Source organism: Bradyrhizobium sp. UFLA03-84 (genome assembly GCF_002289535.1).
Lineage (GTDB): Bacteria > Pseudomonadota > Alphaproteobacteria > Rhizobiales > Xanthobacteraceae > Bradyrhizobium > Bradyrhizobium viridifuturi.
On sequence record NZ_NSJY01000014.1, the window covers coordinates 1374135 to 1400550 of the forward strand.

Consider the following 26416-nt stretch of genomic DNA (forward strand, 5'->3'; position numbering starts at 1 on the left):
CGCGGCAATCTCGCAGGACACCATGACCGACCGTGCCAGGCTGGAATGGGTTTCGTCGCTGGAACAGCCGGTGGAACGCCGATGACTCCGGAACCCGCAACGATCTGCCTCGGCTGCTGGCAAAATCTGCATATGCCGATCCCGCTGCGCGGCCCCTTGTCGGCGCCGTTCCGCCTGTTCGGCGTCCGGCCGAGCCGCATGAACCCGAACACCTGCACGATCTGCGAGATGGCCTTCTCGAAGATCATGAAGGCGCGCGCCGTGACCATCGACGCCACCATCCTGTTCGCCGATCTGCGCGGCTACACCACTTTGACGCAGACCATCGCGCAGGACGGGCTGACGTCGCTGCTCGACGCGTTCTACGACGACTGCGCCGCCGCGATCTGGCGCTATGACGGCATCCTCAACAAGACGATCGGCGATGCCGTGTTCGCGATCTTCAATTTCCCGGTACGGCGGGACGATCACGCCGTGCAGGCCCTGCTGGCGGCGCGCGAGATCCAGCGCCGCTTCAAGGACAGGCACGATACGCTAGTAAAGGCGATCGGCGCCGGCGACATCGAACTCGGAATCGGCATCGGGATGGACAGCGGCGACACCAATTTCGGTGAGTTCGGCCAAACCCATCGTGACCTGACGGCGGTCGGCACGGTGGTCAATCGCGCGGCCCGGGCCCAAGCGATCGCGAAGTCCGGCGAGATCCTGGTCACATCAGCCGTGCGGGATCGAACCGCAAGCATGATCACGGCGACCGGTTCCGACTATACGCTGAAGGGCTTCGACCAGCCGGTTACACTGTTTTCGGCGTGAATTGACGCGGCGCAACAAAAAGACGGCTCCAGCGCGGAGCACCGCGCCGAAGCCGTCGGGGATGGTCGTTTGCCGATTACGAACACCGCGCTAACGCGAGGCCGGTGGCTTCGTTCCGGGAGCGGAGGGGATTTTCGTCAGCGCCACATGCCGCGCATCCGCGCGCCGATATCGATCGGCGGCGCACGGCTGGGGGAGGAGGCTTGCGCGGCGGCTGCGCGCGGCCATGTGGTCCGCTCGAACATCGGCAGCAGTCGTTCCGGGATGAAGCGGGTGCGCGAGGCGTACATATGGCGGTCGCCCTTGGCGGCCTGGCCGTGGACGAAGAAGCGCTGCGGCACCATGAGATGCAGATCGTCCTTGGCGCGGGTCATGGCGACATAGAGCAGGCGGCGCTCCTCCTCGAGTTCGGCCGAGGTGCCGGCGCCGAGGTCGGAGGGCATGCAGCCGTCGACGACGTTGAGCACGTAGACGGACTTCCACTCCTGCCCCTTGGCGGAATGGATGGTCGACAGGATCAGGTAATCCTCGTCGAGCAACGGCACGCCGGCCTGGTCGCTGGTCGCGTCGGGCGGATCGAGCGTGAGCTCGGTGAGGAAGCGTTCGCGCGACGGGTAGCCGGCGGCGATCTGCTCGAGCTGGATGAGGTCGGCGCGGCGGACCTCGCTGTCCTCGTGGATGCGATCAAGATGCGGCTCGTACCACAGCCGCGCGCGCTCGATATCGACCGGCCATTCCGAGAAGCGCAGGTTCTCGATCGTCTCGACGAACAACCTCCAGTCCGCGCCTGCGCGGGGCGGCGCCGGCAGCGCTGCGAGCGCGGTGATTGGATCGGCGGCTTCGGCCATGCGGTCGAGCACGCGCTGTGCCGAGGCCGGCCCGACGCCGGGCAACAGATGCAGGATACGAAAGCCGGCGACCCGGTCGCGCGGATTGGCGGTGAAACGCAGCAGCGCCAGCATGTCCTTGACGTGCGCGGCGTCGAGGAATTTGAGGCCGCCGAATTTCACGAACGGAATGTTGCGGCGGGTCAGCTCGACCTCCAGCGGTCCGCTGTGCGAGGAGGTGCGGAACAGCACCGCCTGCTGCTTCAGCAGCGCACCTTCCTCGCGATTGGCCAGCACCTGCTCGACGATGTAGCGCGCCTGGTCGGCCTCGTCGCGGACCGTGACCAGCAGCGGATTGCGGGTCGAGGTCCGGTCGGTCCACAGGTTCTTGGTGAAGCGTTCCTTGGCCAGCGAGATCACGCCGTTGGCGGCCGACAGGATCGGCTGGGTCGAGCGATAGTTGCGGTCGAGCGTGACGATCTCGGCGGCGGGGCTGAACTGGCTCGGGAAGTCGAGAATGTTGCGCACGGTGGCGGCGCGGAACGAATAGATCGATTGCGCGTCGTCGCCGACCACTGTGAGCCCGCGCCCGGTCGGCTTGAGCGCGAGCAGGATGGAGGACTGCAGGCGGTTGGTGTCCTGATATTCGTCGACCATCACGTGGTCGAAGCGGCCGCCGATCTCCTCGGCCAGCGCGGTGTCTGTCACCATCTGCGCCCAGTAGAGCAGGAGGTCGTCGTAATCGAGCACGTTCTGCCGCTGCTTGGCTTCGACATAGGCTGCGAACAGCTGCTTCAATTCACCGGCCCAGCCGGAGCACCACGGGAAGAACTGGCCGAGCACGGCCTCGATCGGCATTTCCGCATTCACGCAGCGCGAATAGATCGCAAGGCAGGTGCCCTTGGTGGGGAACCGGCTTTCGGTACGGGAGAAACCGAGATCGTGACGGACCAGGTTGATCAGATCGGCGGAGTCTTCGCGATCGTGGATCGTGAAGGCCGGGTCGAGCGCGATACGCTCGGCGAATTCGCGGAGCAGCCGCGCGCCGATGCCGTGGAACGTGCCGGCCCAGTTCAGCGCATCGGTCATGACGGAGGCGCGGTCGCCGAGCACGCGGCGTGCGATGCGCTCGACGCGGCCGGCCATTTCCGCCGCAGCACGCCGCGAGAAGGTCATCAACAGGATGCGGCGCGGATCGGCGCCGGCGACGATCAGGTGCGCAACGCGATGGGCGAGTGTGTTGGTCTTGCCCGAGCCCGCGCCCGCGATCACCAGCAGCGGGGCGCCGACGATGCAATCCTTGCCGACCCCATGCTCGACGGCGCGGCGCTGCTCGGAATTGAGCGCATCGAGATAGGCTGTGTTGGCAAGATCAGGCACGAATCACCCCCTGGGAAACGCTAACAGACATTGCGATTCAGCGGGGCCGGCACAGCTGCGCGGAAGCTGAGAAATTAGATTGACATTAACGCGCCGCGGCGCACAACCGCGCCATGGGTGACACTTCCAAATCCGACACGCCGCTGAAGGCGACATTCAAGGTGCGGCTGAACGGCGAGACAGTGACGCTCGCGACCGTCGGCCAGGCCTACCGCTTCATCAGCAATCTCAGCGCCGTCGAATGGATGGAGTTCCGCTCGCTCCATGACGAAGCGCTGGTTGCGCTGGAGCGGGCGGCCGGCAACGCCATGCTGACAGTGCAGGCGACCAACGCGCTGCGGACGCTGTTCGTCCGTGCAAAACTGCTTTGAAAAGACAAGATTGCTTTGAAAAGAAATGGGCCGCCTTGGCCCTCCCTGGCGGCCCTAGAGTGCGGCCGAAGTGCATTGCACTCCCTGCCGTCGCGTGTACCGCCGTTACCTTGTTTGCGGCCATAACGAACACGGCCGTACGCAACCGCCGCCGATTCGGCTGTAGCTGCCGCGCCACAATCAGGAGCCGGCGTCGTCGACGAGGCGGTCATACACAAGCGCAGAGCGCATGTTGATCGTTGCGATCCTCAGGTAGCTGGGTTCGCGCATCGCGTTGTTGAACATCAGGATCGCCGTCTTCCAATAGCCGCGCTCGCGCTGGTCGGCGTTCAGTGCTGACAGATAGTCCGCCGCGTCGCCGACGGTCGCGAGTATTCGCCCGTCTTTCAGCGTGATCGGGAACGCAAGCGGCGACCGCTTCTCCAGCTCCAGCACGAAAGGCTCTCCCAAAGGTCAGGCAGCGGCAAGCTGCCATAACAGAACAGACCTAGCTGCGCCGCTATATCAAAGCCTTAAGGGAGTGTCCGGCTCGACCGGGCAGGGGCTTAGAACGAGTCCGCCAGCGCAATCTCCGCCCGCAGGGCATCGATGCGCCGTTCGGCTTCCTCTGACGTCAAGTCGCGCGCGTACTGGTTCGGTTGATAGGCCTCCTCGGCCAGGCTCCTCAACCGCAGCGCCTGGGCACGCGACATCAGCCCGCCAAGCCGGTCCGCAACGCCACCAAATTTTACCGCTGCCATGCTCATCGTCCACCTCACTTGCCGGATCGTGACTTGACAATATGTTCTATTTTTGTTCTAACAAGCCATGGACAACAAGATCAATGAAATTCGTCGCAGGATCAGCACTTTGCGGGCTGAGATGACCTTGGTCGAGGCATCGATCCGGGATCAGGTCAATCGCGATCTGGATTGCAGCGAAGGGTCGTACCAGCTGATGGCGATGCGCGCCGAAGTTGCCGAGTTGATAGTTCGTTGGAAGGCCGCTGGTGGCGGCGAGCGGCTCCCGACCGTTCGGGAGCGGCTGAGCCGAAGCTATGCGGACCGTCCAACAGCGGCGGCCAAGGCAGACAAGGCCAGAGCGGACAAGCCAAAGGCCAAGCCGGGCCACAGTAACGCCAGGGTGTGATCCGGCCGCGCGATCGTACGAGGGGCTGACACACCGTCTTGAGCCCAAATCAGGTTTCCGGGCGGGAACCTGAACCGCGGGATCGGCATTTTCTTGTGGTGAGAGCCAACACCATAGCATCGCCCAGCGCCATGATCGCCGATCCGACCGCGCCTCCGCGGGCATCGATGAATGACGATCGCAGCCCGCTGCTGACGCTGATCTCCTGCATCAGCTGCGTCAGAACGATGCGGCTTGAGAGCAGCTCTCCGGGAAGCGAAGGCAGGGACATCCTTCAGTACCGCTGCGAGCAATGCAGCCGCATCGAGCGGGTGCAATTGGTGCGGCGAACCTGGCCGGCGGATCGCTAGCTCCTTGATCCCGAACTAGCAGCGGGCTTTGGCCTTTGGCCTCTCCGCACCATCACGTGTGGCAGAATCGAACCCGCTCGGCGCATCTGCCGATGCGCCGCTGGTCGCGTCGCCTGAACCTTGCCCTGTCAACCTGGAGAGTTCGCGGCTGAGATCGTGAATGTGGTACGGCTTGCGCAGCACCGGAAAGTCGGACCTCACGTCACGCGCGCCCTCGCTGTAGCCCGTCGTCAGCAGGATCGGCAGCTCGGGTTTCATGTCCCGGATCGTGCGCGCCAGCTTCAGCCCATCCATCCGGCCGGGCATCACGATGTCACTGAACACCACATCGATCCCGTTGGCGTCGATTTCCGACAAGGCCGCCTCTGCGTTGGACGCCCAGCGCACGGTGTAGCCGAGTTGTTCGAGCAGGCCGGTGCTCGCATCGGCGACGGCTGGATTGTCCTCGATCAACAGGACCGTCGCCGATGCGTGCATGGCGTGGTCGGCACGCGAGCGCGTTGCGGCCACGGTCCCGCGCGGCAGGAAGATGGAAACCGTCGTGCCCTTGCCGAGCGTGCTTGCGATCTCGACCCGGCCATCGGCCTGATGCGCGAACCCGTGGACCTGGGACAGCCCGAGGCCGGTCCCTTTGCCGACCGGCTTGGTGGTGAAGAACGGATCGAAGACCTTGCTCAGCACATCGTCCGGAATGCCTTCGCCCGTATCGGTCACGCTGACGGCCACCTGGGCTTGGGCAGGAACGTTGCGCGCCGCGATGGTCAGCGTGCCTCCGTCGCGCATCGCATCCCGCGCATTGACGACAAGATTGATCAGCGCGGTCTCGAATTCGCTCGGGTCGACGAAGACCGACCAGACATCCGGCTGGATGTCCATCTCGAGCTTGACCAGGCCGCCAAGTGCGCTGGTCAGGACCGCACGCAGCGCGCGGATCCTGTCGGCGACATCGATAGTCTGCGGGTTGACACTCTGGCGGCGCGCGAAGGTGAGCAACTGGCTGGTGAGGGATGCCGCCCGTTCGGACGCGGTTTCGATCGCGCTCAGTGCAAGCCTGCCGCGTTCGCTCATCACCTCGCGCCTGATCCGGTGCAGATTGCCCGAGATGATCATCAGCAGGTTATTGAAGTCGTGCGCGACGCCGCCGGTCAATTGGCCGAGCGCATCCATCTTCTGCGATTCCGCCAGCTGTCGCTGCACTTGTTCGAGCTTCTGCTGCGCCTCGCGCCGCTCGGAAATGTCCCGCGTGATCTTGGCAAAGCCGATCAGGCTGCCGTCGCTGTCGCGGATCGGATCGATCACGACGCTTGCCCAGAAGAACGAGCCGTCCTTGCGGACCCGCCAGCCATCCTCCTCGTAGTGCCCGGTCTCTTCCGCGATCTTGAGCGCACGTGCCGGTTTGCCGGCGGCCTGATCGGCCGGAGTGTAAAATCGCGCAAAGCTCTGGCCGATGATTTCGCGGGGCGAATAGCCCTTGATGCGCTCGCCGCCGGCGTTCCAGTTGGCGACGATGCCGGCCGGCGTCAGCATGTACAGCGCGTAATCGGTGACGTTGCTCACGAGCAGTCGGAATTGGCTTTCGCTGGCCTCGAGATCCACGCGCGCCTGCCGCCGCTCGGTCACGTCGCGGGTCACCATGGCGTAGCCGACCAACTTGCGCTTCTCGTAGATCGGATCGATGACGACCGAAGCGTAGAATTGCGATCCGTCCTTGCGGATGCACCAGCCCTCGGCCTCGGCGTGTTTTTCCTTCCGCGCCATCAGCAACGCCTTCGCGGGAAGGCCCGATGCGCGATCCTCCTCAGGATAGAAGATCGAGAAGTGCTTACCGAGGATTGCCTTGGCCGGATAGCCGGTGATGCGCTCGGCGCCCTTGTTCCAGTGGATTATCCGTCCATCGGGCGCGAGCGTGCAAATCGCATAGTCAATCGCCCCTCCGGCCAACAGCCGGAATCTTCGCTCACTCTCGAAAATGTCCCGCTTGAGCGTGTCTGATTTCTTAACCATCACCAATCCTGCCAATCCCCGAAACGCTCCGGGGAGGCCAATGTTCCAATGCAATCACATGCGTCCGTGAGGACCAAACAAGACGAATGGCTTACGCCAGTCCGGGAAAAGTTCCAACGCGCAGTGGAACTTTTGGTTCCATCCGCGATTAAGTTACTCGGTTTGCGTCACAAATCGTGGTTTTGGCGTTTTCCCGCTTGAATAGATCCAAGGCAGTCATTCTTATGGTCACACTGGCTTTTCCGAGTCCCTGGATTCGCGGCCAGCGCGTAGGGGAAATTCCATGACCGATCTCGGTTCGCCGCCTCGTCCCCGTGCTGAAACACGCCGCGCCCAATCATCGAATGGAAGTCTCGATTCCTCGCACGATCTGCTGCAGTCCTTGCAGGCGATGCGCGGCGGCGACTTCTCGGTCCGGATGCGTGGCGATTATCTCGGCATCGACGGCAAGATCGCGGACGCCTTCAACGAAATCGCAGCCGCCAACGAGCGCATGGCACAGCAACTGGCGCGCGTCGGGCAGGTCGTCGGTCGCGAGGGGCAGACCCGTCAGCGCGTCAATTTCGGCCTCGCCAGCGGCGCCTGGGCCGACATGGAGAGCTCGGTCAACACGCTGATCGACGATCTGCTGTGGCCGACCCGCGAGGTCACCCGCGCGGTCGCCGCGGTGGCGCAGGGCGACCTGCTGCAGACCGTGCAGCTTGACGTCGAGGGCAGGCCGCTGCGCGGCGAATTCCTGCAGTCGGCGAACATCGTCAACACGATGATCAAACAGCTCTCGGTGTTCACCTCGGAGGTCACGCGCGTCGCCCGCGAAGTCGGCACCGAGGGCAAGCTCGGCGGCCAGGCCCAGGTGCCGGAGGTGACCGGCGTCTGGAAGGACCTGACCGAGAGCGTCAACTCGATGGCCAACAATCTGACCGGCCAGGTCCGCAACATCGCCGAGGTGACGATTGCGGTCGCCAACGGCGACTTGTCCAAGAAGATCACGGTCGACGTTCGCGGCGAGATCCTGCAGCTGAAGGAGGCCATCAACACGATGGTCGATCAGCTGCGCTCGTTTGCCTCGGAAGTGACGCGCGTGGCGCGCGAGGTCGGCACGGACGGCAAGCTCGGCGGCCAGGCGATCGTGCCGGGCGTTGCCGGCACCTGGAAGGACCTGACCGACTCCGTGAACGCGATGTGCGGCAACCTGACCGCCCAGGTCCGCAACATCGCCAACGTGACGACCGCGGTCGCGCGCGGCGACCTGTCGCGCAAGATCACGGTCGACGTCAGCGGTGAAATCCTCGAGTTGAAGGACACCATCAACACGATGGTGGACCAGCTCAATTCGTTTGCGTCGGAAGTGACGCGCGTGGCGCGCGAGGTGGGTACCGAAGGCAAGCTCGGCGGCCAGGCCCAGGTGCCCGGCGTCGCCGGCACCTGGAAGGATTTGACCGACAACGTCAACTTCATGGCGTCGAACCTGACGGCGCAGGTCCGCAACATCGCCGACGTCGCGACCGCGATTGCGGGCGGCGACCTGTCGAAGAAGATCACGGTGAACGTGTCGGGCGAGATCCTTCAGTTGAAGGAAACGCTCAACACGATGGTCGATCAGCTCAACGCCTTCGCCTCGGAAGTGACGCGCGTGGCGCGTGAGGTCGGCACCGAAGGCAAGCTCGGCGGCCAGGCCAACGTGCTTGGCGTCGCCGGCACTTGGAAAGACCTCACCGACAACGTCAACTTCATGGCGTCGAACCTGACCGCGCAGGTCCGCAACATCGCGGGCGTCACCACCGCGGTCGCCAATGGCGACCTGTCGAAGAAGATCACGGTGGACGTGCGCGGCGAGATCCTCGAGCTGAAGGACACCATCAACACAATGGTGGACCAGCTCAACGCCTTCGCCGGTGAAGTGACGCGTGTGGCGCGCGAGGTCGGCACCGAAGGCAAGCTCGGCGGCCAGGCCGAGGTGCGCGGCGTCGCCGGTACCTGGAAGGACCTGACCGACAGCGTCAACTCGATGGCCTCGAACCTGACCGCGCAGGTCCGCAACATCGCCGAGGTCGCGACCGCGGTGGCGAAGGGCGACCTGTCGAAGAAGATCACGGTGAACGTGTCGGGCGAAATCCTTCAGCTGAAGGAAACGCTGAACACGATGGTGGACCAGCTCAACGCCTTCGCCGGCGAGGTGACGCGCGTGGCGCGCGAGGTCGGCACCGACGGCAAGCTCGGCGGCCAGGCCGAGGTGCCCGGCGTCGCGGGCACATGGAAGGATCTCACCGACAGCGTCAACTCGATGGCCGGCAATTTGACCGCGCAGGTCCGCAACATCGCCGAGGTCGCGACCGCGATCGCCGGCGGCGACCTGTCGCGCAAGATCACGGTCGACGTGCGCGGCGAGATCCTTCAGCTGAAGGAAACGCTCAACACGATGGTCGACCAGCTCAACCGCTTCGCGGGCGAGGTGACGCGCGTGGCGCGCGAGGTCGGTACCGACGGCAGCCTCGGCGGCCAGGCCAACGTGCCCGGCGTCGCCGGCACCTGGAAGGACCTGACCGACAACGTCAACTCGATGGCCGGCAATTTGACCGCGCAGGTCCGCAACATCGCCGAGGTGACCACCGCGGTGGCGCGCGGCGACCTGTCGCGCAAGATCACGGTCGACGTGAAGGGCGAAATCCTCGAGCTGAAGAACACCATCAACACGATGGTCGACCAGCTCAACGGCTTCGCCGGCGAGGTGACGCGCGTGGCGCGCGAGGTCGGCACCGAAGGCAAACTCGGCGGCCAGGCCGAAGTGCCCGGCGTCGCCGGCACCTGGAAGGATCTCACCGACAACGTCAACTTCATGGCGTCGAACCTGACCGCGCAGGTCCGCAACATCGCCGAAGTCGCGAGCGCGATCGCCGGCGGCGACCTGTCGAAGAAGATCACGGTGGACGTGCGCGGCGAGATCCTGCTGCTCAAGGACACCCTGAACACGATGGTCGAGCAGCTGCGCTCGTTCGCTGCCGAAGTGACGCGCGTGGCGCGCGAGGTCGGCACCGAAGGGCGGCTGGGCGGCCAGGCCGTGGTGCCCGGCGTCGGCGGCACCTGGAAGGACCTGACCGACAACGTCAACCTCTTGGCCGCGAACCTGACCACCCAGGTCCGCAACATCGCCGAAGTGACGACGGCCGTGGCGCGCGGCGACCTGTCGCGCAAGATCACGGTCGACGTGAAGGGCGAGATCCTCGAGCTGAAGAACACCATCAACACGATGGTGGACCAGCTCAACGCCTTCGCCGGCGAGGTGACGCGCGTGGCGCGAGAGGTTGGCACCGAAGGCAAGCTCGGCGGCCAGGCCGAGGTGCGCGGCGTCGCCGGCACCTGGAAGGACCTCACCGACACCGTCAACGTCATGGCGGCGAACCTGACCGAGCAGGTGCGCGGCATCGTCAAGGTGGTGACCGCGGTCGCCAACGGCGACCTGAAGCAGAACCTGACGGTGAAATCGAAGGGCGAGGTGGCCGCGCTCGCCGACACCATCAACAACATGACCGAGACGCTTGCGACCTTTGCCGAACAGGTCACCAGCGTGGCGCGCGAAGTCGGCGTCGAAGGGCGGCTCGGCGGTCAGGCCAACGTGCCTGGCACCGAAGGCACATGGAAGGACCTGACCGGCAACGTCAACCTGCTCGCGGCTAACCTGACCTCGCAGGTGCGTGCGATCGCGGAAGTGGCGACCGCCGTGACCAAGGGCGACCTGACGCGCTCGATCCAGGTCGACGTGCGCGGCGAGGTCGCCGAGCTCAAGGACAACATCAACACGATGATCGGCAACCTCCGTCTCACCACGGAGCGCAACACCGAGCAGGACTGGCTGAAGACCAATCTGGCGCGCTTCACCAACATGCTGCAGGGCCAGCGCGATCTTGCGACCGTCGGCCGCCTGCTGCTGACCGAACTTGCGCCACTGATCAACGCGCATATGGGCGTGATCTACCAGGTCGACAATCCCGAGAATGCGCAGCTCCGCCTGTTGTCGGCTTACGCCAGCGACAGCAGCAACCCGCATCCGCAGATCGTCCAGTTCGGCGAAGGACTGATCGGTCAGTGCGCGCTCGACAAGCGCCAGCGCCTGGTCTCCGACATTCCCGGCGATGCGGTGCCGATCAATTCGGCCTTGATGCGGATCATGCCGAAGAACCTCGTCGTATTCCCGGTGCAGTTCGAGAATCAGGTCAAGGCTGTCATCGAGCTGTCCTCGATCTCGTCGTTCACGACCTCGCAGATTACCTTCCTCGAACAGCTCACCGACAGCATCGGCATCGTGCTCAACAGCATCGAGGCGACGATGCAGACTGAAGCGCTGCTGAAGCAGTCGCAACAGCTTGCCGGCGAGTTGCAGACCCAGCAGAAGGAATTGCAGCAGACCAACGACCAGCTCGAGCAGAAGGCCCAGCAGCTCGCCGAACGCAACGTCGACGTCGAGCGTAAGAACCAGGAAATCGAGCAGGCGCGACGCGCGCTGGAAGAGAAGGCGACCGAGCTGTCGCTGACCTCGAAGTACAAGTCCGAATTCCTAGCCAACATGTCGCACGAGCTGCGGACGCCGCTGAACTCGATCCTGATCCTGGGCCAGCAGCTCACCGAGAATCCGGACGGCAATCTGACCGGCAAGCAGGTCGAGTTCGCCCGCACCATTCACGGCGCCGGCACTGACCTTTTGAACCTGATCAGCGACATTCTCGATCTGTCCAAGATCGAGTCCGGCACGGTGACGGTCGACGCCGAGGAAATTCTCACCTCGAGCCTGCTCGAAACGGTTGGACGGCCGTTCAGGCATGAGGCGGAGAACCGGCATCTGTCCTTCAGCATCGATGTCGACACCAACCTTGCGCGCAGCATGGTCACCGACTCCAAGCGGCTGCAGCAGGTGTTGAAGAACCTGCTCTCGAATGCGTTCAAGTTCACCGCGGATGGCGGCGTCAGCCTGACCGTGTCGGCCGCGCTCGGCGGCTGGAGCGCGGAGCATCCGATCCTCAACGCTGCGCCCGCCGTCGTGGCCTTCGAAGTGTCGGATACCGGCATCGGCATTCCCCAGGACAAGCAGAAGCTGATCTTCGAGGCATTCCAGCAGGCCGACGCCGGTACCAGCCGCAAATATGGCGGCACGGGTCTCGGCCTCGCCATCAGCCGTGAGCTGGCGAGCCTGCTCGGCGGCGAGATCCATCTGCGCAGCGCGCCAGGCAAGGGCTCGACCTTCACGCTCTATCTGCCGCTGAAATATGCCGGGCCGTCCGTGGCATTGCGGCCGCAGACCCAACCGATACAAATGCCGCACACTTCGGCACCGTCGCTGCAGGTCTCGGGCACGCAGGAGCGTGTGATCGAGCAGCTTCCGGACGACCGCCTCGATCTCGAGCCCGGCGACACCATCTTGCTGATCGTCGAGGACGACCCGCATTACGCGCGGGTGCTGATCGACCTCGCGCGCGACAAGGGCTTCAAGGTGCTGGTCGCAAACCGCGGCGCCGAGGCGCTCGATCTCGCCAAGCAGTTCCAGCCAAGCGCGGTCTCGCTCGATGTCTTCCTGCCCGACATGCTCGGCTGGACCGTGCTGAGCCAGCTCAAGCACAATCCGCTGACCCGTCACATTCCGGTCCAGATCATTACGCTCGACGAGGACCGCCAACATGCGCTGGCGCGGGGCGCGTTCTCTTTCGTCAACAAGCCGACCACGACCGAAGGCGTCAGCGCGGCGCTGTCGCAGATCAAGGAATACGCCAGACCGCGTCGCAAGCGGCTGCTGATCGTCGAGGACAATGCGGCCGAGCAGCTCAGCATCACCGAGTTGCTCGGGCACGAGGATATCGAGATCGTGACCAGCGGCACCGGGGCAGGGGCGCTCTCGACGCTGCGCGAGAACCCGTGCGATTGCGTCGTGCTCGATCTGCGCCTGCCCGACATGAGCGGTTTCGAGGTGCTGGATCAAATCCGCAAGGACGAAACGCTCTCCAATATTCCCGTTGTCGTGTTTACCGGCCGGGAACTTTCGGCGGAGGAAGACGCGGAACTGCACACGATGGCGCGCAGCATCGTCGTCAAGGGCGTCGAGTCGCCCGAGCGTCTGCTCGACGAAACGTCACTGTTCCTGCACCGTGTGATCACGGAATTGCCTGTCGAAAAACAGAGGATGCTCGAGAAGCTCAATAGTTCCGACGAGGATCTTATTGGCAAGACCGCGCTTCTGGTCGACGACGACGCCCGCAACATCTTCGCGCTGTCGAGCGTGCTGGAGCGGCGAGGTATGAAGGTGTTGACTGCGACAACGGGTCACGAGGCGATCTCGCTGGTCGAGTCCAATCCGAAGATCGCGATCGTGCTGATGGACATCATGATGCCGCAGATGGACGGTTACCAGACCATCGGCGCCATCCGGCAAAACCCCGCCTTTGCGCGGCTGCCGATCATTGCGCTGACCGCAAAGGCGATGAAGGGCGACCGCGAGAAATGCCTGGAAGCAGGCGCATCCGACTATCTGGCGAAACCCGTGAACACAGAGCAACTGCTGCTGGCGATCCGCATGTGGCTGCACCGCTGATCGGCGATCGAACATGATGGACCATGAAAAGGTAAACATCCTTCTGGTCGATGACCAGCCGGCCAAATTACTGGCCTATGAGGTCATCCTGAAGGAGCTCGGCGAAACGCTCGTCGCCGCCTCGTCGGGTCGCGAGGCGCTCGAGTTCCTGCTCAAGAACGAAGTCGCGGTCATCCTGGTCGACGTCTGCATGCCCGAGCTCGACGGTTTCGAACTCGCGGCGATGATCCGCGAGCATCCGCGCTTCCAGAAGACCGCGATGATCTTCATCTCGGCAATCCAGGTCAGCGACATCGACCGGCTGCGCGGTTATGAGATGGGCGCGGTCGACTACGTCCCGGTGCCGGTCGTGCCGGAAGTGTTGCGTGCGAAAATTCGCGTGTTCGCCGAGCTCTACCGCAAGACGCGGCAGCTCGAACGCCTCAATGCCGAGCTCGAGGACCGAGTGCGCGCACGCACCGCCGAGCTCGAGCAGTCGACCACGCGGCTGGTCGAGAGCGAGGCGCGCCGCAGCATGGCGATCGCCGCGGGCAAGATGGGCTCGTGGGACTGGGATTGGGTCAACGGCGACTGGATGTGGGACGAGGGGCAATACAAGATCTTCGGCGTCGATCCTAAATCCTTCGCGCTGACGTCGGACAACATCCAGCAGCTGTTTCATCCCGACGATGTCGAGGAGCTGCGGCAGGCCTGGGCCGGGTTCGGCAAGGGGCAGACGTCCTATGAGGCCGAATTCCGCGTCATGCGGCCGGACGGCGAGGTGCGCTGGTGCGTCGGCACGGCCGCGGCGACCAGCGACAGGAACGGCAGGGTGGTGCGGGTCAGCGGCGTCACCGTCGATATCACCGATCGCAAGAAGGCCGAGGAACGGCAGAGCCTGTTGACCCGCGAGGTCGACCACCGCGCCAAGAACGCGCTCGCGCTGGCGCAATCGATCGTGCGGCTGACGCGCGCGCAGAATGTCACCGCCTATGTGCGGGCGGTCGAAGGCCGCATCACGGCGCTGGCGCGCGTGCACACCGTGCTGTCGCTGTCGAGCTGGCAGGGCGCCGAAATCCGCCGGCTGGTGACCGAGGAGATCGCGCCCTATTCCGAAGCAGGACAGATCCAGATCGATGGCGCGGAGGTGCAATTGCAGCCCGCGACGGCGCAGACGTTGGCGCTGGCGCTGCACGAGCTCGTCACCAACTCCGCCAAATACGGCAGCCTGTCGGTGTTGCCAGGTCGGCTCGCGATCACCTGGGAAGTGCAGGACGAGACGCTGATCCTGGCCTGGGTGGAATCCGGCGGGCCTCCGGTGACGAAGCCGAAGCAGAAGGGTTTTGGCACACGAAGCGTGATCGCCAGCATCGAAACCCAGCTCGGCGGCCGGGCCGACTTCGATTGGCGCGCCGAGGGCCTGATCTGCCGGCTCACGGTGCCACTCAAGGCGCTGGTTGGAGAAGCCGCGGCCTACCGCGACCTGTCTGCGGCCGCCGAACGCAAGCCGTTGGTCAGCTCCAGGGCGGTTTGATCCCACGCATATCGATCGTCAAGCCGGGCGATCCGACACGCAGCGCCTGCAACCACAACGAGCCGACAACGAGCCAGACGACATTGTGACCGCAGCGAGCGGTCCAACCGCGCTATGAACTCTGCAACTGACAGGGACATCGCGCGAGGAGCATATGCCCAAGACACATCTGGCCAGCGTGACTCTGTCGGTTGCCATCCTTGCAGCGATCAGCATCGCGGCGAACGCTGAACCTGTGCTCAAAGGCGCGGAAGCGTTCGGCGACTGGCAGCGCGACAGGCCGGGCACGGTTCGTCTGATCACGCCGCAGGACTTGCCGAAGCCAGGTGCGACGGCCTCCAGCAGCAATTCATCGCGAGTCGTGCAGCGACCTGCCTCTGCAGTGCCGCAGGTGCCGGCGGGATTCAAGATCGAGCTGTTCGCGAGCGGACTGAGCGGACCCCGGATCATCCGGACCGCGCCCAATGGCGACATCTTCGTCGCGGAAACCGGTCCGGGCCGCATCCGTGTCCTGCGCAGCGCCGACGGCGCCACCAAGGCTGCAACCAATGAGGTCTACGCAACCGGATTGAACCGGCCGTTCGGCATCGCGTTCTTCCCGAACGGCGACAATCCGCAATGGCTCTATGTCGCCAACACCGACAGCGTCGTGCGCTTTGCCTATCGCAACAGCGATCTCAAGGCGTCTGGAGCGCCCGAGACGATCGTCGCCCGGCTGCCGCACGGCTACGGCCATTCCACGCGCGACATCGTGTTCACGCCCGACGGCAAGCGGATGCTGGTATCGGTCGGATCCGTAGGTAACGCGGGTGAGGGTCTCGGCCGGCCTCCGGAAGGCATCGAGGCCTGGAGCCGCGACCACGCGCTCGGCGCGGCCTGGGGATCTGAGACCGACCGCGCGGCCGTGCTCGCGTTCGATCCCGACGGCAAGAACCAGAAACTGTTTGCGACGGGTATCCGCAACTGCGTGGGCCTCGCGATCCAGCCGGGCAGCGGCGTGCCATGGTGTTCGACCAACGAGCGTGACGGCCGCGGTGACAACCTCGTGCCTGACTATGTGACCCGGATCCGCGAGGGCGCGTTCTACGGCTGGCCCTGGTACTATATCGGCGCCAACGAGGATCCCGCGCATGCCGGCGAGCGGCCCGACCTGAAAGACAAGGTGACGGTTCCTGATGTGCTGCTGCAAGCCCACTCGGCCTCGCTCGGCCTGACCTTCTACACCGGCAGCAGTTTTCCGCCCGAGTATCGCGGCGATGGCTTCGCCGCCGAACACGGCTCATGGAATCGGTCGAAGCGCACCGGCTACAAGGTCATTCGCATCAGGTTGAAGGACGGCGTGCCGACCGGCGAGTACGAGGATTTCGTCACCGGCTTTGTCATCGGCGACAACCAGGTCTGGGGCCGACCGGTTGGCGTGACCGTGGCGCGCGACGGTGCACTGCTGGTCTCCGAAGACGGCAACGGCACGATCTGGCGCGTCAGCCACGAATAGCCGTTCTGTCGGATGCCGCTACCCCAAGCCATCCTTGAGGCCGTATTCCTCATAGATGGTCAGAGGGTCGGTATCGGGAAACAACCGGCACTTGGCCTGCGCCAGATGCAGCGTGACGGCGCCGGCCTCGCATCTCGCGGTCAGAATCTTCCGGACATCCTCCATGTGCGCGCGGGGCTGGTGCTTCGACGGCAATTGTTCGAGCGCCACCAGCGCCGTGGCGAGGGCCTCGGTCACCACCCACTCGTCGTGTCCGGTAATTCCCTTTCGCGGCATCACCACACCCTCCGTCACACCGGCTGCGGCATTGTAGCGCGAGATGGGTGGGGGCTGTCATCAGCCAACATGGGCAGGCAGCACGGAACCGGTTGGCGCGGCCCTGCCACGATGCGCCGCAGGGAACCAGCATGGCAGCGCGCACCGGCAGTGATTACAACGACGGTCGCACCTTTCACCACCCAACCTGCTTGGATGTTCGAACCCTATCTCACGGCCTGGAGCCTCGTCCCCGACGGCGACGTGATCGTCACGCATGCCGCACGGTTGCTGCCGGTTCGGCAGCACGGCGAACCGGCCATGCTCAAGCTTTCGCACGAGCCGGACGAGCGCCTCGGCGGCATCGTCATGGCGTGGTGGGATGGAGACGGCGCGGCGCGGGTCCTAGCCCGTGACGGCGAGGCGCTGCTGCTCGAACGGGCGATGGGTCCGGCTTCGCTGAGCGACATGGCGCGAACCGGCCGGGACGATGAGGCCTGCCGAATTCTCTGTGCAACAGCCGAGCGGCTGCACGCCCGGAGAGTGAAACCGAGGCCGGACTTGACGCCACTCAGAGAGTGGTTTCGCGAGCTGTGGCCAGCGGCGAGGGCGCACGGCGGCATCCTGAACCGATCGGCCGACACCGCCGAAGCGCTGCTCGGCGATCAGCGCGAGATCGTGGTGCTGCATGGCGACCTGCACCATGACAATGTGCTCGACTTCGGCGCGCGTGGCTGGCTCGCGATCGATCCCAAGCATCTGGTCGGCGAACGCGGCTTCGACTTCGCCAACATTTTCACCAACCCCGATCTTGCCGATCCGACACGGCCGGTCGCAACCGAGCTCGGCCGCTTTGCGCGGCGTCTCGACATCGTCGTGGAAGCAGCGAAGCTGGATCGCCGGCGCCTGCTGTCCTGGATCGCCGCCTGGACCGGCTTGTCGGCAGCATGGTTCCTGGGTGATGGCGATCCGCTCGCCGAGATCGACCTGCAGATTGCGAGGCTTGCCGCGGCCGAGCTCGACCGGATGGCGTAGGCGCGCAGCGGCTAAGCCGCCGCGACACTCGCTCCACTCAGCGACACGCTCAGGATTCGCCACTTCGAGATGTCGAAGAAGTAGGCGGCCTTGATGCGCGCGGACGCGGGATCCGGCGCTTGAATCGCCGTGTGGAATTGCCGCGTCCCATCGCTCAGCGAAATCCGGAATGTCTGCATTGATCGAACCTCCACGCAGCCGATGCTGCGGCAAGGAGGGTTAAGATCAGGTTGCTGGCAGACGGGCGCGCATGGCGCGGCCGCATCTCGCGCGGTTGTTTTTCTCAGCTAGCCGATGGCAGCCGCACCATCGTGTCTTCTGCACCGACGACGCGTCCGTCCTGCGCGCGCAGTTCTAGCCGCCGCACCGGCAAACCGTTCTTTCGGTCGACCAGCAGCACATGGTCTTCGTCGGGCTCGAAGAAGAAATCCTCACCCCATTGCCGGAGCGCGACGAGGAGCGGAAACAGGCCGCGGCCCTTTTCGGTCAACACGTATTCCTGATAGGCGCTGCCGTCCGCCGCGGGTACGGTCTCCATGATGCCGTGCGCCAGGAGATTGCGCAGCCGGGCGGAGAGGATGTTCTTGGCAAGCCCGAGGCTCTTCTGAAATTCGCCGAACCGGCGCAACCCGTCGAACGCATCGCGGACGATCAACAGCGACCACCAGTCGCCGATCGCATCGAGCGGCCGGGCCACGCCGCACATCGAGTCCCTGTGGCTCACTCGCTTGGCCATCGTGATCCGCCTGACGCCTTTCATCGCGGCGCGGCCCGAAAGACCGCCCGGTCGAGAGCTGGATATATCGGTTGCAAAGTAAAACCTCAAGCGATACACGATGGTTTCAAACTAAAACCATTCGAGGCCGGCCATGATCCAACCCGACGCAACGTTCGACGGCACATTTCCCTTCACACCGCATTTCAACGCGGCGTCAGGCTTCCCGATGCATTATGTCGACGAAGGCCCGCGGGACGGCGAGGTGGTGCTTTGCCTCCATGGCGAACCGACCTGGGGCTATCTGTTCCGCCACCTGGTGTCAGTCCTGAGCGCAACGCGGCGCGTGGTCGTTCCGGACCACATGGGCTTTGGCAAGAGCGCGACCCCGGCGCAGCGCAGCTATTGGCTGCAGGATCATGTCGACAATCTCGAGGCCCTGGTCCTCGCGCTCGACCTCAGCAACATCACCCTCGTGATGCATGATTTCGGCGGCCCCGTCGGCATGGGGCTCGCGGCACGCCATCCGGATCGGATCCGCCGCGTCATCTCGGCCAACGGGCCGACGCCGTTCGGGCAGCGCGATCTGTTCGCGCGCGTCAGCGCGAATGCGCAGGTCTCGCCCTGGTTTCAATGGATCGCAACGGCTGAGGCGAACGGCGAGCTCGAGCCGGTTCTCGGCCAACTCGGCTTCAACATCCTCAGCACGCTCAAGCTCAACGGCTTCGAGAACAACGCCGTCATCACCGACGCCTGGCTTGCCGCCTACGGCTCACCTTTCGCGCGCCCGGCCGACTGCCTCGGTGCGATCGGATGGGCGAAGGGCTTTGCGACCGGGGCGCACCAATTCGAGGCACCGACTCCGGCCGCCGGTCGCGCGATCCGCAGCAAGCCTGCGCTCGCGATCTGGGGCGAAGCGGACCGCACGCTGCATGCAGACCATTTCCTGCCGCTGTTTTCCGCAATCTTCCCGGCCGCGCCGGTCAGGCGCCTTGCCGGCGTCGGGCATTACTGCTTCGAGGATGCGCCGCGGGAAATCGCCGGCCTGATCGCGGAGTTCATCGCGCAGACCTGACGGTGGGCCCGGCAAGAGAACGGGAGTCTGACCATGCGGCAGCGATCTTGGACATTGGTTGAGTCATGCCTGCTCACGACAACGAGCGGGACGATCGCATCGCCGGCTCAGTCGGCGCGCGATGACTCAGCTCGCGCCGGCGAGGATGACGAGATTGTTGATGACGGGCGTTGAGCAGAACGCCACGACAAGGGCAATCTTGGTGAGGCTTTCACTGCGCCACAGCAGCGCGATGACGAGATAGGTCAAGCCCAGTTTCGGGATCAGCCACCAGACGCCGAACCAGGCCTGAGCCATCTGCATGAACGGGTTCGCTTCGCCGAACCCGAGCTCCAAAATCCTGTTGGTGGTGGCGAGGTCGGCGCATCCCAGAAGCAGTACGGAAAGCAGCAGCAGTGCCTTGACCCAATTCATTTCAACCTCTCGGTGCCGGGCGCCGAACGGGCAATGCACCTATCAATCAATCTGATTCGTTAATTGTTGGTTCAGGAAGGGGCGCGCAACGAGCCTGCCTGCGGAGGCGGTATGCATGGCGGAAGGGGTGGGATTCGAACCCACGGTACCCTTGCGGGCACGCCGGTTTTCAAGACCGGTGCCTTAAACCACTCGGCCACCCTTCCGGATCAAGAATTTCAGTCGCTTACAGTACGGGGACTCTGAACGCAACGCGAAGTTGGTCCCAAACCGGTCCCAAAGCGCTTGAGACATCCGGCAGGTGCCGTTGACTGCTGCGCTCCGCCGAGATCGCGAAGGCTCGGCGGCGAGCTCTATAAAGGTGTGACGTTTCTGTGACGGACTACGCTTGCAAAAAGCGCTATCAGTATCGCTTTCGGGATTGCTTATTCTCGGGGCGCCAGCTGATGATACGGATTGTCGTCGTAACAGCGGTAGCCGGCTCGTTGCTGGCGCAAGGCGCGTTGGCCGCCGATTTGTCGATCAAGACACCCACGATCGCTCCCGTTGCTTACAACTGGACCGGCCTCTATATCGGCGGCAACGTCGGATACGGCTGGGGCCATGAGCGCGACGATGGAACCCTTTCCGGACTATCCTTGTTTGAAGTGTTCTTTCCCGGCGGCGTTCCCGTCGAACCGCCCTCGGTCAGGGGAATTGCTCCCCAGCCCATCGTGGGCAGCTCCAACCCGAGCGGCATGATCGGGGGCGGACAGGTAGGCTACAATTGGCAATGGCAGAACTGGCTGCTTGGTCTTGAGGCCGACATCCAAGGCTCGGACCAGCGCGCCGACGGAGCTTTATGCTCCGCGACGGGATGCGCAACCGGACCACTGCTGATCAATGCCAACTACAGGCTGGACTGGTTCGGCACCTTCCGCGGCCGTGCTGGCATTCTGGCTGCTCCGCAGCTGCTGCTCTATGCAACCGGCGGCTTGGCCTATGGCCATTTCGACGCAAATGCACCCTCGCTCCCATCCAGTTGGGGTGCCACCCACACCGGGTGGACGGTCGGGGCGGGAGGCGAGGTTGCGCTCGACAGCCACTGGTCGATCAAGGCTGAATATCTTTACATGGATCTCGGCAGGTTCGCCGGCGCGCCGGTGTCGGCGACCACCACGGTCACCAACTCCTTGCCGCCACCAAACTCCGGCTTCACGACTGTGACGACCAATTTCGTCAACGCGTCGTTTGGGACCAGGTTCACCGACAATATCGTGCGGGTCGGGGTGAATTACAGATTCAGCGGCCCGCCGCTCGCGAAATACTGATCGGCCGCCGCCGAGCGACGTCGAGTTTACCCGAAGTTCTCTCGGTGCCCAGCGCGCGACGGTGTTGACCGCGAGGACCGCCTTTGACCATCATGACGGCCATGAAGCGCGTCCTGTTCCTGTGCACCGGCAACTACTACCGAAGCCGATACGCGGAGGAGCTATTCAATCATCTCGCGAGGGCGGGACAACTGGCGTGGCGCGCATTCTCCAGGGGCGCGGCCGAGCGAGGCTCGCCGGACAATGTCGGACCGATGTCCGTTTTCGCCGATGATCGTCTCCGCGCAGGCGGGATCGTTCCGGAGGGCGCAACGCGCCACCCGCGGCCATGTTCATTGGCCGACTTCGACGACGTCGACCTCGTGATCGCACTCAAGGAGGCAGAGCACCGCCCGCTGATCGAGCGGCGGTTCCCCGAAGTGGCGGGCAGGGTGACGTATTGGCACGTCGACGATATCGATGTGGCGCATCCTTCAGTCGCGCTCGCGATGCTCGACGCTCACGTCCGCGCGCTGGTTTCTTCGCTCAGTTGATCGGCCTGCGCTTCAGGAAGATCGCCAGCGCATACTCCGCCGGGCGCGCCAGTCTGCCGCTGAGACGTTCGAGGTCTTCGACCGCGACGATCTCGAGGCGGTCTTCGGTGACCCTCAGCTGGTCGATCGGCACATCGCGTGCGAGGAACACCTCGCCGCGGAGGGTGCCGCCCGGTGTCGAGGGATCTGGTCCGGAATAACTCCCGATCAGCTCAAAACGCTCGGGCGGCACGTAATGGCCGATCTCCTCGTGGATTTCGCGAACGACGCATTCCAGGAAGGTCTCGGTGCCCTCCCGCCGCCCACCAAAGAGGCTGATCTTGCCGGGATCGGAAACGTGCGGAAGGTCGTCACGCAATTGCAGGAGCAACTGGCCGTCCGTGCTGACGAGCAGTGCAGACGTTCCCTCTCTTACCGCGCCGGTCATTCGCCGATCCTGATTGCTGGGACTGTGGAGGGTGCGTCAGGACTGGGGCTGCGAGAAGACGGCGTGGCACCCCACGCGGATCAGGTCGCCAGGCGCACACCTGGCCAGGTATCATCAGGACTTGGCGCTGACGCCGACGTCAGATCGGCGAGGGATGAGGTGAGGGGTCGTCAAGGCTCGTCGCGTGGGCGCGGATGGCGCCCGACAGCATCACATATTCAGCCGAAAGCGAACGCCAGCAGGCTCGAGCAGAGCAGCACGAGGCTCGCTGCGGTCAGGGTTAGAAATCCGTCGGAGACCAAATCGTGATTACGCATGATACACCTGCCTTCAACCGATGCTCATCCGAATTGATTAAAGCTTTCCGAACATTCTCTCCTGGAAAGAGGTGACGCGTCTTTCCGCCTTCAACGGACTGTCAGGCCCGGTACCGATAGCCTTCCACGGCGTGCGCCAAGAAGATCGCCGCACTCACCAGGCCCATCACCGCTGTAACCGTCTCGATCATCGCAAACTTCCTTTGCGCCCCACGCGGGAGAGAAAACGATTGCAGCCTTGCACAGTCAAAAAGATTCAATTGTTGGGATTCAAGATGCCGCCCCACTGATGATTTGCTGCAACAGTGTGTCTGATAGCGGGACAGGCGAGGGCATTTTGGCTGGCCGAGCCTCCGTAGAACAACTGAGGAAGCGCAACAGGCGGTTTACCAAAGTGCCATAGGGTTAAGGCTCTCCCCATTTCCGCCGTGTTCCGGTTGCGATATCGTCAAGCTCTGGTGCGGAGGTGGGCCGCACCTTGAAGAAAATGATCCCGATGCCGCGAAGTGGGCGCGGGTCCGGCAGAATGGTACTTGGGGCAGATGGGGACTAGACGGCCAGATTCGATGATCCGGACGGCGCGTGGCGCCGTTGCGGTGGCGACGTGCCTCGTCCTCGCCAATTGCGCCTCCTCCAGCAAGTTCGCCAGCCGGGTCGATCCGAAATACGGCGTGTCGTCGAGCCCGCGCGTCGTCGCGTTGGGCGACCCCGTCCCGAAGGGCGGCGGGACCTACCGCATCGGCAAGCCCTATGTCGTCGCCGGCCGCACCTATGTGCCGGAGGAGAACGAGAACTACCGTGCCGAGGGCATGGCGTCCTGGTACGGCGATGATTTCCATGGCCGCCTGACCGCCAATGGCGAGGTGTTCGACATGGGCTCGCTGACGGCGGCCCACCCGACCCTGCCGATGCCGAGCTACGCGCGGGTCACCAATCTGAGCAACGGCCGGTCGCTCATCGTCCGCGTCAACGACCGCGGCCCGTATCACGGCAACCGCCTCATAGACGTCTCGAACAAGGCCGCCGAACTGCTTGATTTCAAAGGCAATGGCGTAGCTCGCGTCCGCGTCGAATATGTCGGCCGGGCGCCGCTCGAGGGCTCCGACGACCGCCAGCTGATGGCGACCTTGCGGACCGGCACGCCGGCACCGTCACCATCGATGGTCCGAGTCGCCTCGGCACGGCCATTCGTGCCCGAGATGTCGTCCTCGTCCGGTCGTGTCCGCGGCGAAGTTCCGTTGCCGGAGGGCCGGCCCTACAGCCTCGGCAACACCCAGGCCGATTATGCTTCGGTCAGCGCGACCTCCGAAATGTCGGCCTCGAGCCGGTCACGGAACCGCACCTTGAACAATCCGCGCGAAGTCTCCTACGAGAGCGACCCGCGCTATGCCGCGGCCCCGAGCCCGGCCGCCGCCTACGTGCCGATCGACGCACGTGGACCGGCTGAAGTGCTGAGCGGACGCGGACTCTACTGAGTCAAATCGTTGCGAATCAGGCCCTTGGCCTGATCATTTCAGAAACGCGATCAGCGCTGCATTGACCTCGTCGGGGCGTTCCTGCTGGATCCAGTGGCCGGCGCCCTCGATGATCAGCTTCTGCTTGAGGCTCGGCAGCACGCGCTCCATGTCCGCGACCCGCTTGGCGCCGATCAGCCCGGTGATCACCGAATCGTTCGAGCCGGCGATGAACAGCGACGGCTGCTGGATCTGGGCGTCCTGCCAGGGCGCGGTCAGCTCCCAGTTGCGGTCGATATTGCGATACCAGTTCAGGCCGCCGCGGAAGCCGGACTGCCGGTAGCTCTCGGCGAATTCGGCGATGTCGGCCTCGGTGATCCAGGCCGGCAGCGGCATTCCGGCCGGCAGCTTGCCGAGGAAGCCCTTGGCATCGTCGACGAACATCGAACTCGGATCGGAGACGCCGCGTCCGAGCACCAGCCGCATGGTGTGCGCGATGTCGCGCTCGAACTCGGCCTCCGCGACGCCCGGAGGCTGGAAGTACTGCCAATAGAAATTGGTGATGCCGCTCTCGCGCAGGGTTTCCAGCGGACGTCCGCGGCCGCGAAACGGTGGCGGCACGCTGAGGCCGGCGACCTTGGTGAAGACGTCGGGACGGAACAGGGCCGCGTGCCAGGCCACGGGCGCTCCCCAATCGTGACCCACGATCATTGCTTTCTTCTCGCCGAGCGCAGCCACCAGCGCGACCATGTCGCCCACGGTATCGAAGATCGTGTAGGCACCGACATCGGCCGGCGCGGCGGTTCGGCCAAAGCCGCGCATGTCCGGTGCTGCGACCCGGAAGCCTGCCGCGGCCAGCGCTACGATCTGGTGCCGCCACGAGTAGGACAGTTCCGGCCAGCCATGGCAGAGCACGACCAGCGGGCCTTGCCCGGCCTCGCGCACGAACATGTCGATGCCGTTGGCGGAAATGATGCGGGAGGATGACATTCGCGTTTCCGCCTTGTTTGCCGGTTCTGTTGTCGTTAGCTGGTTCCAGAGATTACTGACAAGGATATGGGCGTTCAGCGCGGGCGGCAATCCAGCCGGCCGTGTACAAGCGGCGAAACCTCAGTTGTTTGCGATACTTCCAGCTGTTAGAACGCAGTCTTTCAGGACATCGCCGATGGCAGCCCCAACCGCAATTCCCCGCACGTTGCTAGCTCGCGCCGGGCGTTGCTGGCGTGGCCTGATCGCGGCCGCGGTCGTGGCGGCGATCGGCTGCGGCGGGGTGGTCTATGCCGCCAACAACAGTGTCCAGGGCGCAAAGAAGGAAGAGGGCGGGTTCGACGGCGACGCGCCGACCGCGATCCTGGTCGAGGCCTCCTCGGGCAGCGTCCTGTTCGAGAAGAACGCCGACGAGCTGCGCGCGCCCTCCAGCATGATGAAGCTGATGACCGCCGAGGTGGTTTTCGACGCCATCAAGAAGGGCGACATCAAGCTGACCGACGAGTATCGGATCAGTGAAAACGCCTGGCGGCGCGGCGGGGCGCCGTCCGGAACCTCGACGATGTTCGCGGCGATCAACAGCAAGGTTTCGGTCGACGATCTCCTGCACGGCGCGATCATCCCGAGCGGCAACGACGCCTGCATCGCGCTCGCCGAAGGCATTGCCGGCAACGAGCACACGTTCGCGACCGACTTCATGACCAAGCGCGCCCGCGAGCTCGGCATGACCAAGTCGACTTTCGGCAATTCCAACGGGCTGCCGGACCCGAACAACAAGATGACGGTGCGGGAACTCGCGGTGCTGGCGCGCCACATCATCCTGGCCTACCCGGACAGGTACAAGCTGTTCGGCGAGAAGGAGTTCACCTGGAACAAGATCCGCCAGCAGAACCGCAATCCACTGCTCAACGCCTTGCCCGGCGCCGACGGGTTGAAGACCGGCTACACCAAGGAGGGCGGCTACGGCATGGTTGGTTCCGCCGTCCAGAACGACACGCGGCTGATCGTCGTGGTCAACGGGCTCGAGGATTCGGAGGATCGCGCGACCGAGGCCAAGAAGATGCTGGAATGGGGCTTCCGCAGCTTCGAGACCCGGGTGCTGATCGCGGCGAACCAGCCGGTCGGCTACGCCCGGGTGTTCGGCGGCGAGAGCCGTTCGGTCAAGCTGGTCAGCCCCGATCCGATCAAGGTGATGGTGTCGAAGAACGGCAATGACAAGCTGCTCGCGCGCGTCGTCTATAACGGCCCGGTCAAGGCGCCGATCACCGCCGGCCAGCAGATCGGCGTGGTCCGGGTCTGGCGCGGAGCCAACGTCGCGATGGAGACGCCTGTCTACGCGGCGGATGCCGTCGGCACGGGATCGACGCTGCGCCGCGCGCTCGACGGTGCCCAGGAGCTCGTCATCGGCATGTTCCGCGCAGGAGTCGAGAAGCTCTGAC

The 26416-nt window shown here is 64.4% G+C and carries 23 protein-coding genes and 1 tRNA gene; 13 read left to right on the forward strand and 11 right to left on the reverse strand.

What is annotated here, in order from left to right:
• Positions 1-81 precede the first annotated feature (81 nt).
• Positions 82-813: an adenylate/guanylate cyclase domain-containing protein gene (locus tag CK489_RS28085; protein WP_050630746.1), complete on the forward strand. Its 732-nt coding sequence runs from the start codon at positions 82-84 to the stop codon at positions 811-813.
• A gap of 137 nt (positions 814-950) precedes the next feature.
• Here the strand turns inward: CK489_RS28085 and CK489_RS28090 are convergent, their stop codons facing one another.
• Positions 951-3020 (reverse strand): ATP-dependent helicase, encoded by a 2070-nt coding sequence (locus tag CK489_RS28090; RefSeq protein ID WP_095734533.1) that lies wholly within the window; start codon positions 3018-3020, stop codon positions 951-953.
• A gap of 113 nt (positions 3021-3133) precedes the next feature.
• Between CK489_RS28090 and CK489_RS28095 the strand changes: the two genes are divergently transcribed.
• Positions 3134-3391: a hypothetical protein gene (locus CK489_RS28095; RefSeq protein WP_050630745.1), complete on the forward strand. Its 258-nt coding sequence runs from the start codon at positions 3134-3136 to the stop codon at positions 3389-3391.
• 180 nt (positions 3392-3571) lie between these two features.
• Here the strand turns inward: CK489_RS28095 and CK489_RS28100 are convergent, their stop codons facing one another.
• Both CK489_RS28100 and CK489_RS28105 read right to left on the reverse strand, forming a co-directional pair.
• A complete protein-coding gene (locus tag CK489_RS28100; protein WP_021082218.1) occupies positions 3572-3826 on the reverse strand; it encodes a hypothetical protein in 255 nt (84 codons plus the stop codon).
• 110 nt (positions 3827-3936) lie between these two features.
• A complete protein-coding gene (locus tag CK489_RS28105; RefSeq protein ID WP_050423694.1) occupies positions 3937-4137 on the reverse strand; it encodes a DUF3072 domain-containing protein in 201 nt (66 codons plus the stop codon).
• Between the two features lie 61 nt (positions 4138-4198).
• Between CK489_RS28105 and CK489_RS28110 the strand changes: the two genes are divergently transcribed.
• Positions 4199-4519 (forward strand): hypothetical protein, encoded by a 321-nt coding sequence (locus CK489_RS28110; protein ID WP_095734534.1) that lies wholly within the window; start codon positions 4199-4201, stop codon positions 4517-4519.
• A gap of 131 nt (positions 4520-4650) precedes the next feature.
• Positions 4651-4869 carry a hypothetical protein gene (locus tag CK489_RS28115; RefSeq protein ID WP_050630743.1) on the forward strand — a complete coding sequence of 73 codons (219 nt, stop codon included), beginning with the start codon at positions 4651-4653 and terminating at the stop codon, positions 4867-4869.
• A 15-nt stretch (positions 4870-4884) separates the two neighbouring features.
• On the opposite strand, the gene CK489_RS28120 is transcribed toward CK489_RS28115, so the two are convergent.
• Complete coding sequence (locus CK489_RS28120) at positions 4885-6873, reverse strand: hybrid sensor histidine kinase/response regulator (RefSeq protein ID WP_095734535.1); 1989 nt, start codon at positions 6871-6873, stop codon at positions 4885-4887.
• A gap of 283 nt (positions 6874-7156) precedes the next feature.
• On the opposite strand from CK489_RS28120, the gene CK489_RS28125 reads away from it, so the two are divergent.
• The 3 genes from CK489_RS28125 to CK489_RS28135 all read left to right on the forward strand — a co-directional run bounded on the left by CK489_RS28125 (position 7157) and on the right by CK489_RS28135 (position 16455).
• Positions 7157-13447: a HAMP domain-containing protein gene (locus tag CK489_RS28125; protein WP_502694144.1), complete on the forward strand. Its 6291-nt coding sequence runs from the start codon at positions 7157-7159 to the stop codon at positions 13445-13447.
• Between the two features lie 16 nt (positions 13448-13463).
• On the forward strand, positions 13464-14960 hold the full coding sequence (locus CK489_RS28130; protein WP_050626547.1) for a sensor histidine kinase: 1497 nt from the start codon (positions 13464-13466) through the stop codon (positions 14958-14960).
• A gap of 154 nt (positions 14961-15114) precedes the next feature.
• Complete coding sequence (locus CK489_RS28135; RefSeq protein WP_095734537.1) at positions 15115-16455, forward strand: PQQ-dependent sugar dehydrogenase; 1341 nt, start codon at positions 15115-15117, stop codon at positions 16453-16455.
• 18 nt (positions 16456-16473) lie between these two features.
• Here CK489_RS28135 and CK489_RS28140 read toward each other — a convergent pair whose 3' ends face one another.
• Positions 16474-16731, reverse strand: a complete 258-nt coding sequence (locus CK489_RS28140; protein WP_028340659.1) for a hypothetical protein — start codon at positions 16729-16731, stop codon at positions 16474-16476.
• A gap of 195 nt (positions 16732-16926) precedes the next feature.
• Here CK489_RS28140 and CK489_RS28145 point away from each other — a divergent pair, with 195 nt between their 5' ends.
• Positions 16927-17745 (forward strand): aminoglycoside phosphotransferase family protein, encoded by an 819-nt coding sequence (locus tag CK489_RS28145; RefSeq protein ID WP_095734538.1) that lies wholly within the window; start codon positions 16927-16929, stop codon positions 17743-17745.
• 11 nt (positions 17746-17756) lie between these two features.
• On the opposite strand, the gene CK489_RS41885 is transcribed toward CK489_RS28145, so the two are convergent.
• Both CK489_RS41885 and CK489_RS28150 read right to left on the reverse strand, forming a co-directional pair.
• Positions 17757-17924 (reverse strand): hypothetical protein, encoded by a 168-nt coding sequence (locus CK489_RS41885; RefSeq protein WP_021081920.1) that lies wholly within the window; start codon positions 17922-17924, stop codon positions 17757-17759.
• A 104-nt stretch (positions 17925-18028) separates the two neighbouring features.
• On the reverse strand, positions 18029-18481 hold the full coding sequence (locus tag CK489_RS28150) for a winged helix-turn-helix transcriptional regulator (protein ID WP_095734539.1): 453 nt from the start codon (positions 18479-18481) through the stop codon (positions 18029-18031).
• Positions 18482-18614: 133 nt separating this feature from the next.
• Here CK489_RS28150 and CK489_RS28155 point away from each other — a divergent pair, with 133 nt between their 5' ends.
• Entirely contained in the window at positions 18615-19535 is a 921-nt protein-coding gene (locus CK489_RS28155) for an alpha/beta fold hydrolase (RefSeq protein ID WP_095734540.1), read from the forward strand.
• Between the two features lie 126 nt (positions 19536-19661).
• On the opposite strand, the gene CK489_RS28160 is transcribed toward CK489_RS28155, so the two are convergent.
• Complete coding sequence (locus CK489_RS28160) at positions 19662-19949, reverse strand: DUF5658 family protein (RefSeq protein WP_244485949.1); 288 nt, start codon at positions 19947-19949, stop codon at positions 19662-19664.
• Between the two features lie 116 nt (positions 19950-20065).
• Positions 20066-20155, reverse strand: a tRNA-Ser gene (locus CK489_RS28165).
• A 240-nt stretch (positions 20156-20395) separates the two neighbouring features.
• Between CK489_RS28165 and CK489_RS28170 the strand changes: the two genes are divergently transcribed.
• Positions 20396-21259, forward strand: coding sequence for an outer membrane protein (locus tag CK489_RS28170; RefSeq protein ID WP_095734541.1), 864 nt, complete (start codon positions 20396-20398; stop codon positions 21257-21259).
• 92 nt (positions 21260-21351) lie between these two features.
• Positions 21352-21792, forward strand: a complete 441-nt coding sequence (locus CK489_RS28175) for an arsenate-mycothiol transferase ArsC (protein ID WP_094193694.1) — start codon at positions 21352-21354, stop codon at positions 21790-21792.
• Here CK489_RS28175 and CK489_RS28180 read toward each other — a convergent pair.
• Complete coding sequence (locus tag CK489_RS28180) at positions 21785-22219, reverse strand: NUDIX domain-containing protein (RefSeq protein WP_095734542.1); 435 nt, start codon at positions 22217-22219, stop codon at positions 21785-21787. The two genes, CK489_RS28175 and CK489_RS28180, sit on opposite strands and share 8 nt — an antisense overlap.
• Before the next feature lie 859 nt (positions 22220-23078).
• Between CK489_RS28180 and CK489_RS28185 the strand changes: the two genes are divergently transcribed.
• Positions 23079-24011 (forward strand): septal ring lytic transglycosylase RlpA family protein, encoded by a 933-nt coding sequence (locus tag CK489_RS28185; RefSeq protein ID WP_094193693.1) that lies wholly within the window; start codon positions 23079-23081, stop codon positions 24009-24011.
• A 33-nt stretch (positions 24012-24044) separates the two neighbouring features.
• On the opposite strand, the gene CK489_RS28190 is transcribed toward CK489_RS28185, so the two are convergent.
• On the reverse strand, positions 24045-24980 hold the full coding sequence (locus tag CK489_RS28190; RefSeq protein ID WP_095734543.1) for an alpha/beta fold hydrolase: 936 nt from the start codon (positions 24978-24980) through the stop codon (positions 24045-24047).
• A gap of 175 nt (positions 24981-25155) precedes the next feature.
• Between CK489_RS28190 and CK489_RS28195 the strand changes: the two genes are divergently transcribed.
• Entirely contained in the window at positions 25156-26415 is a 1260-nt protein-coding gene (locus tag CK489_RS28195; RefSeq protein ID WP_095734544.1) for a D-alanyl-D-alanine carboxypeptidase family protein, read from the forward strand.
• Position 26416 lies beyond the last annotated feature (1 nt).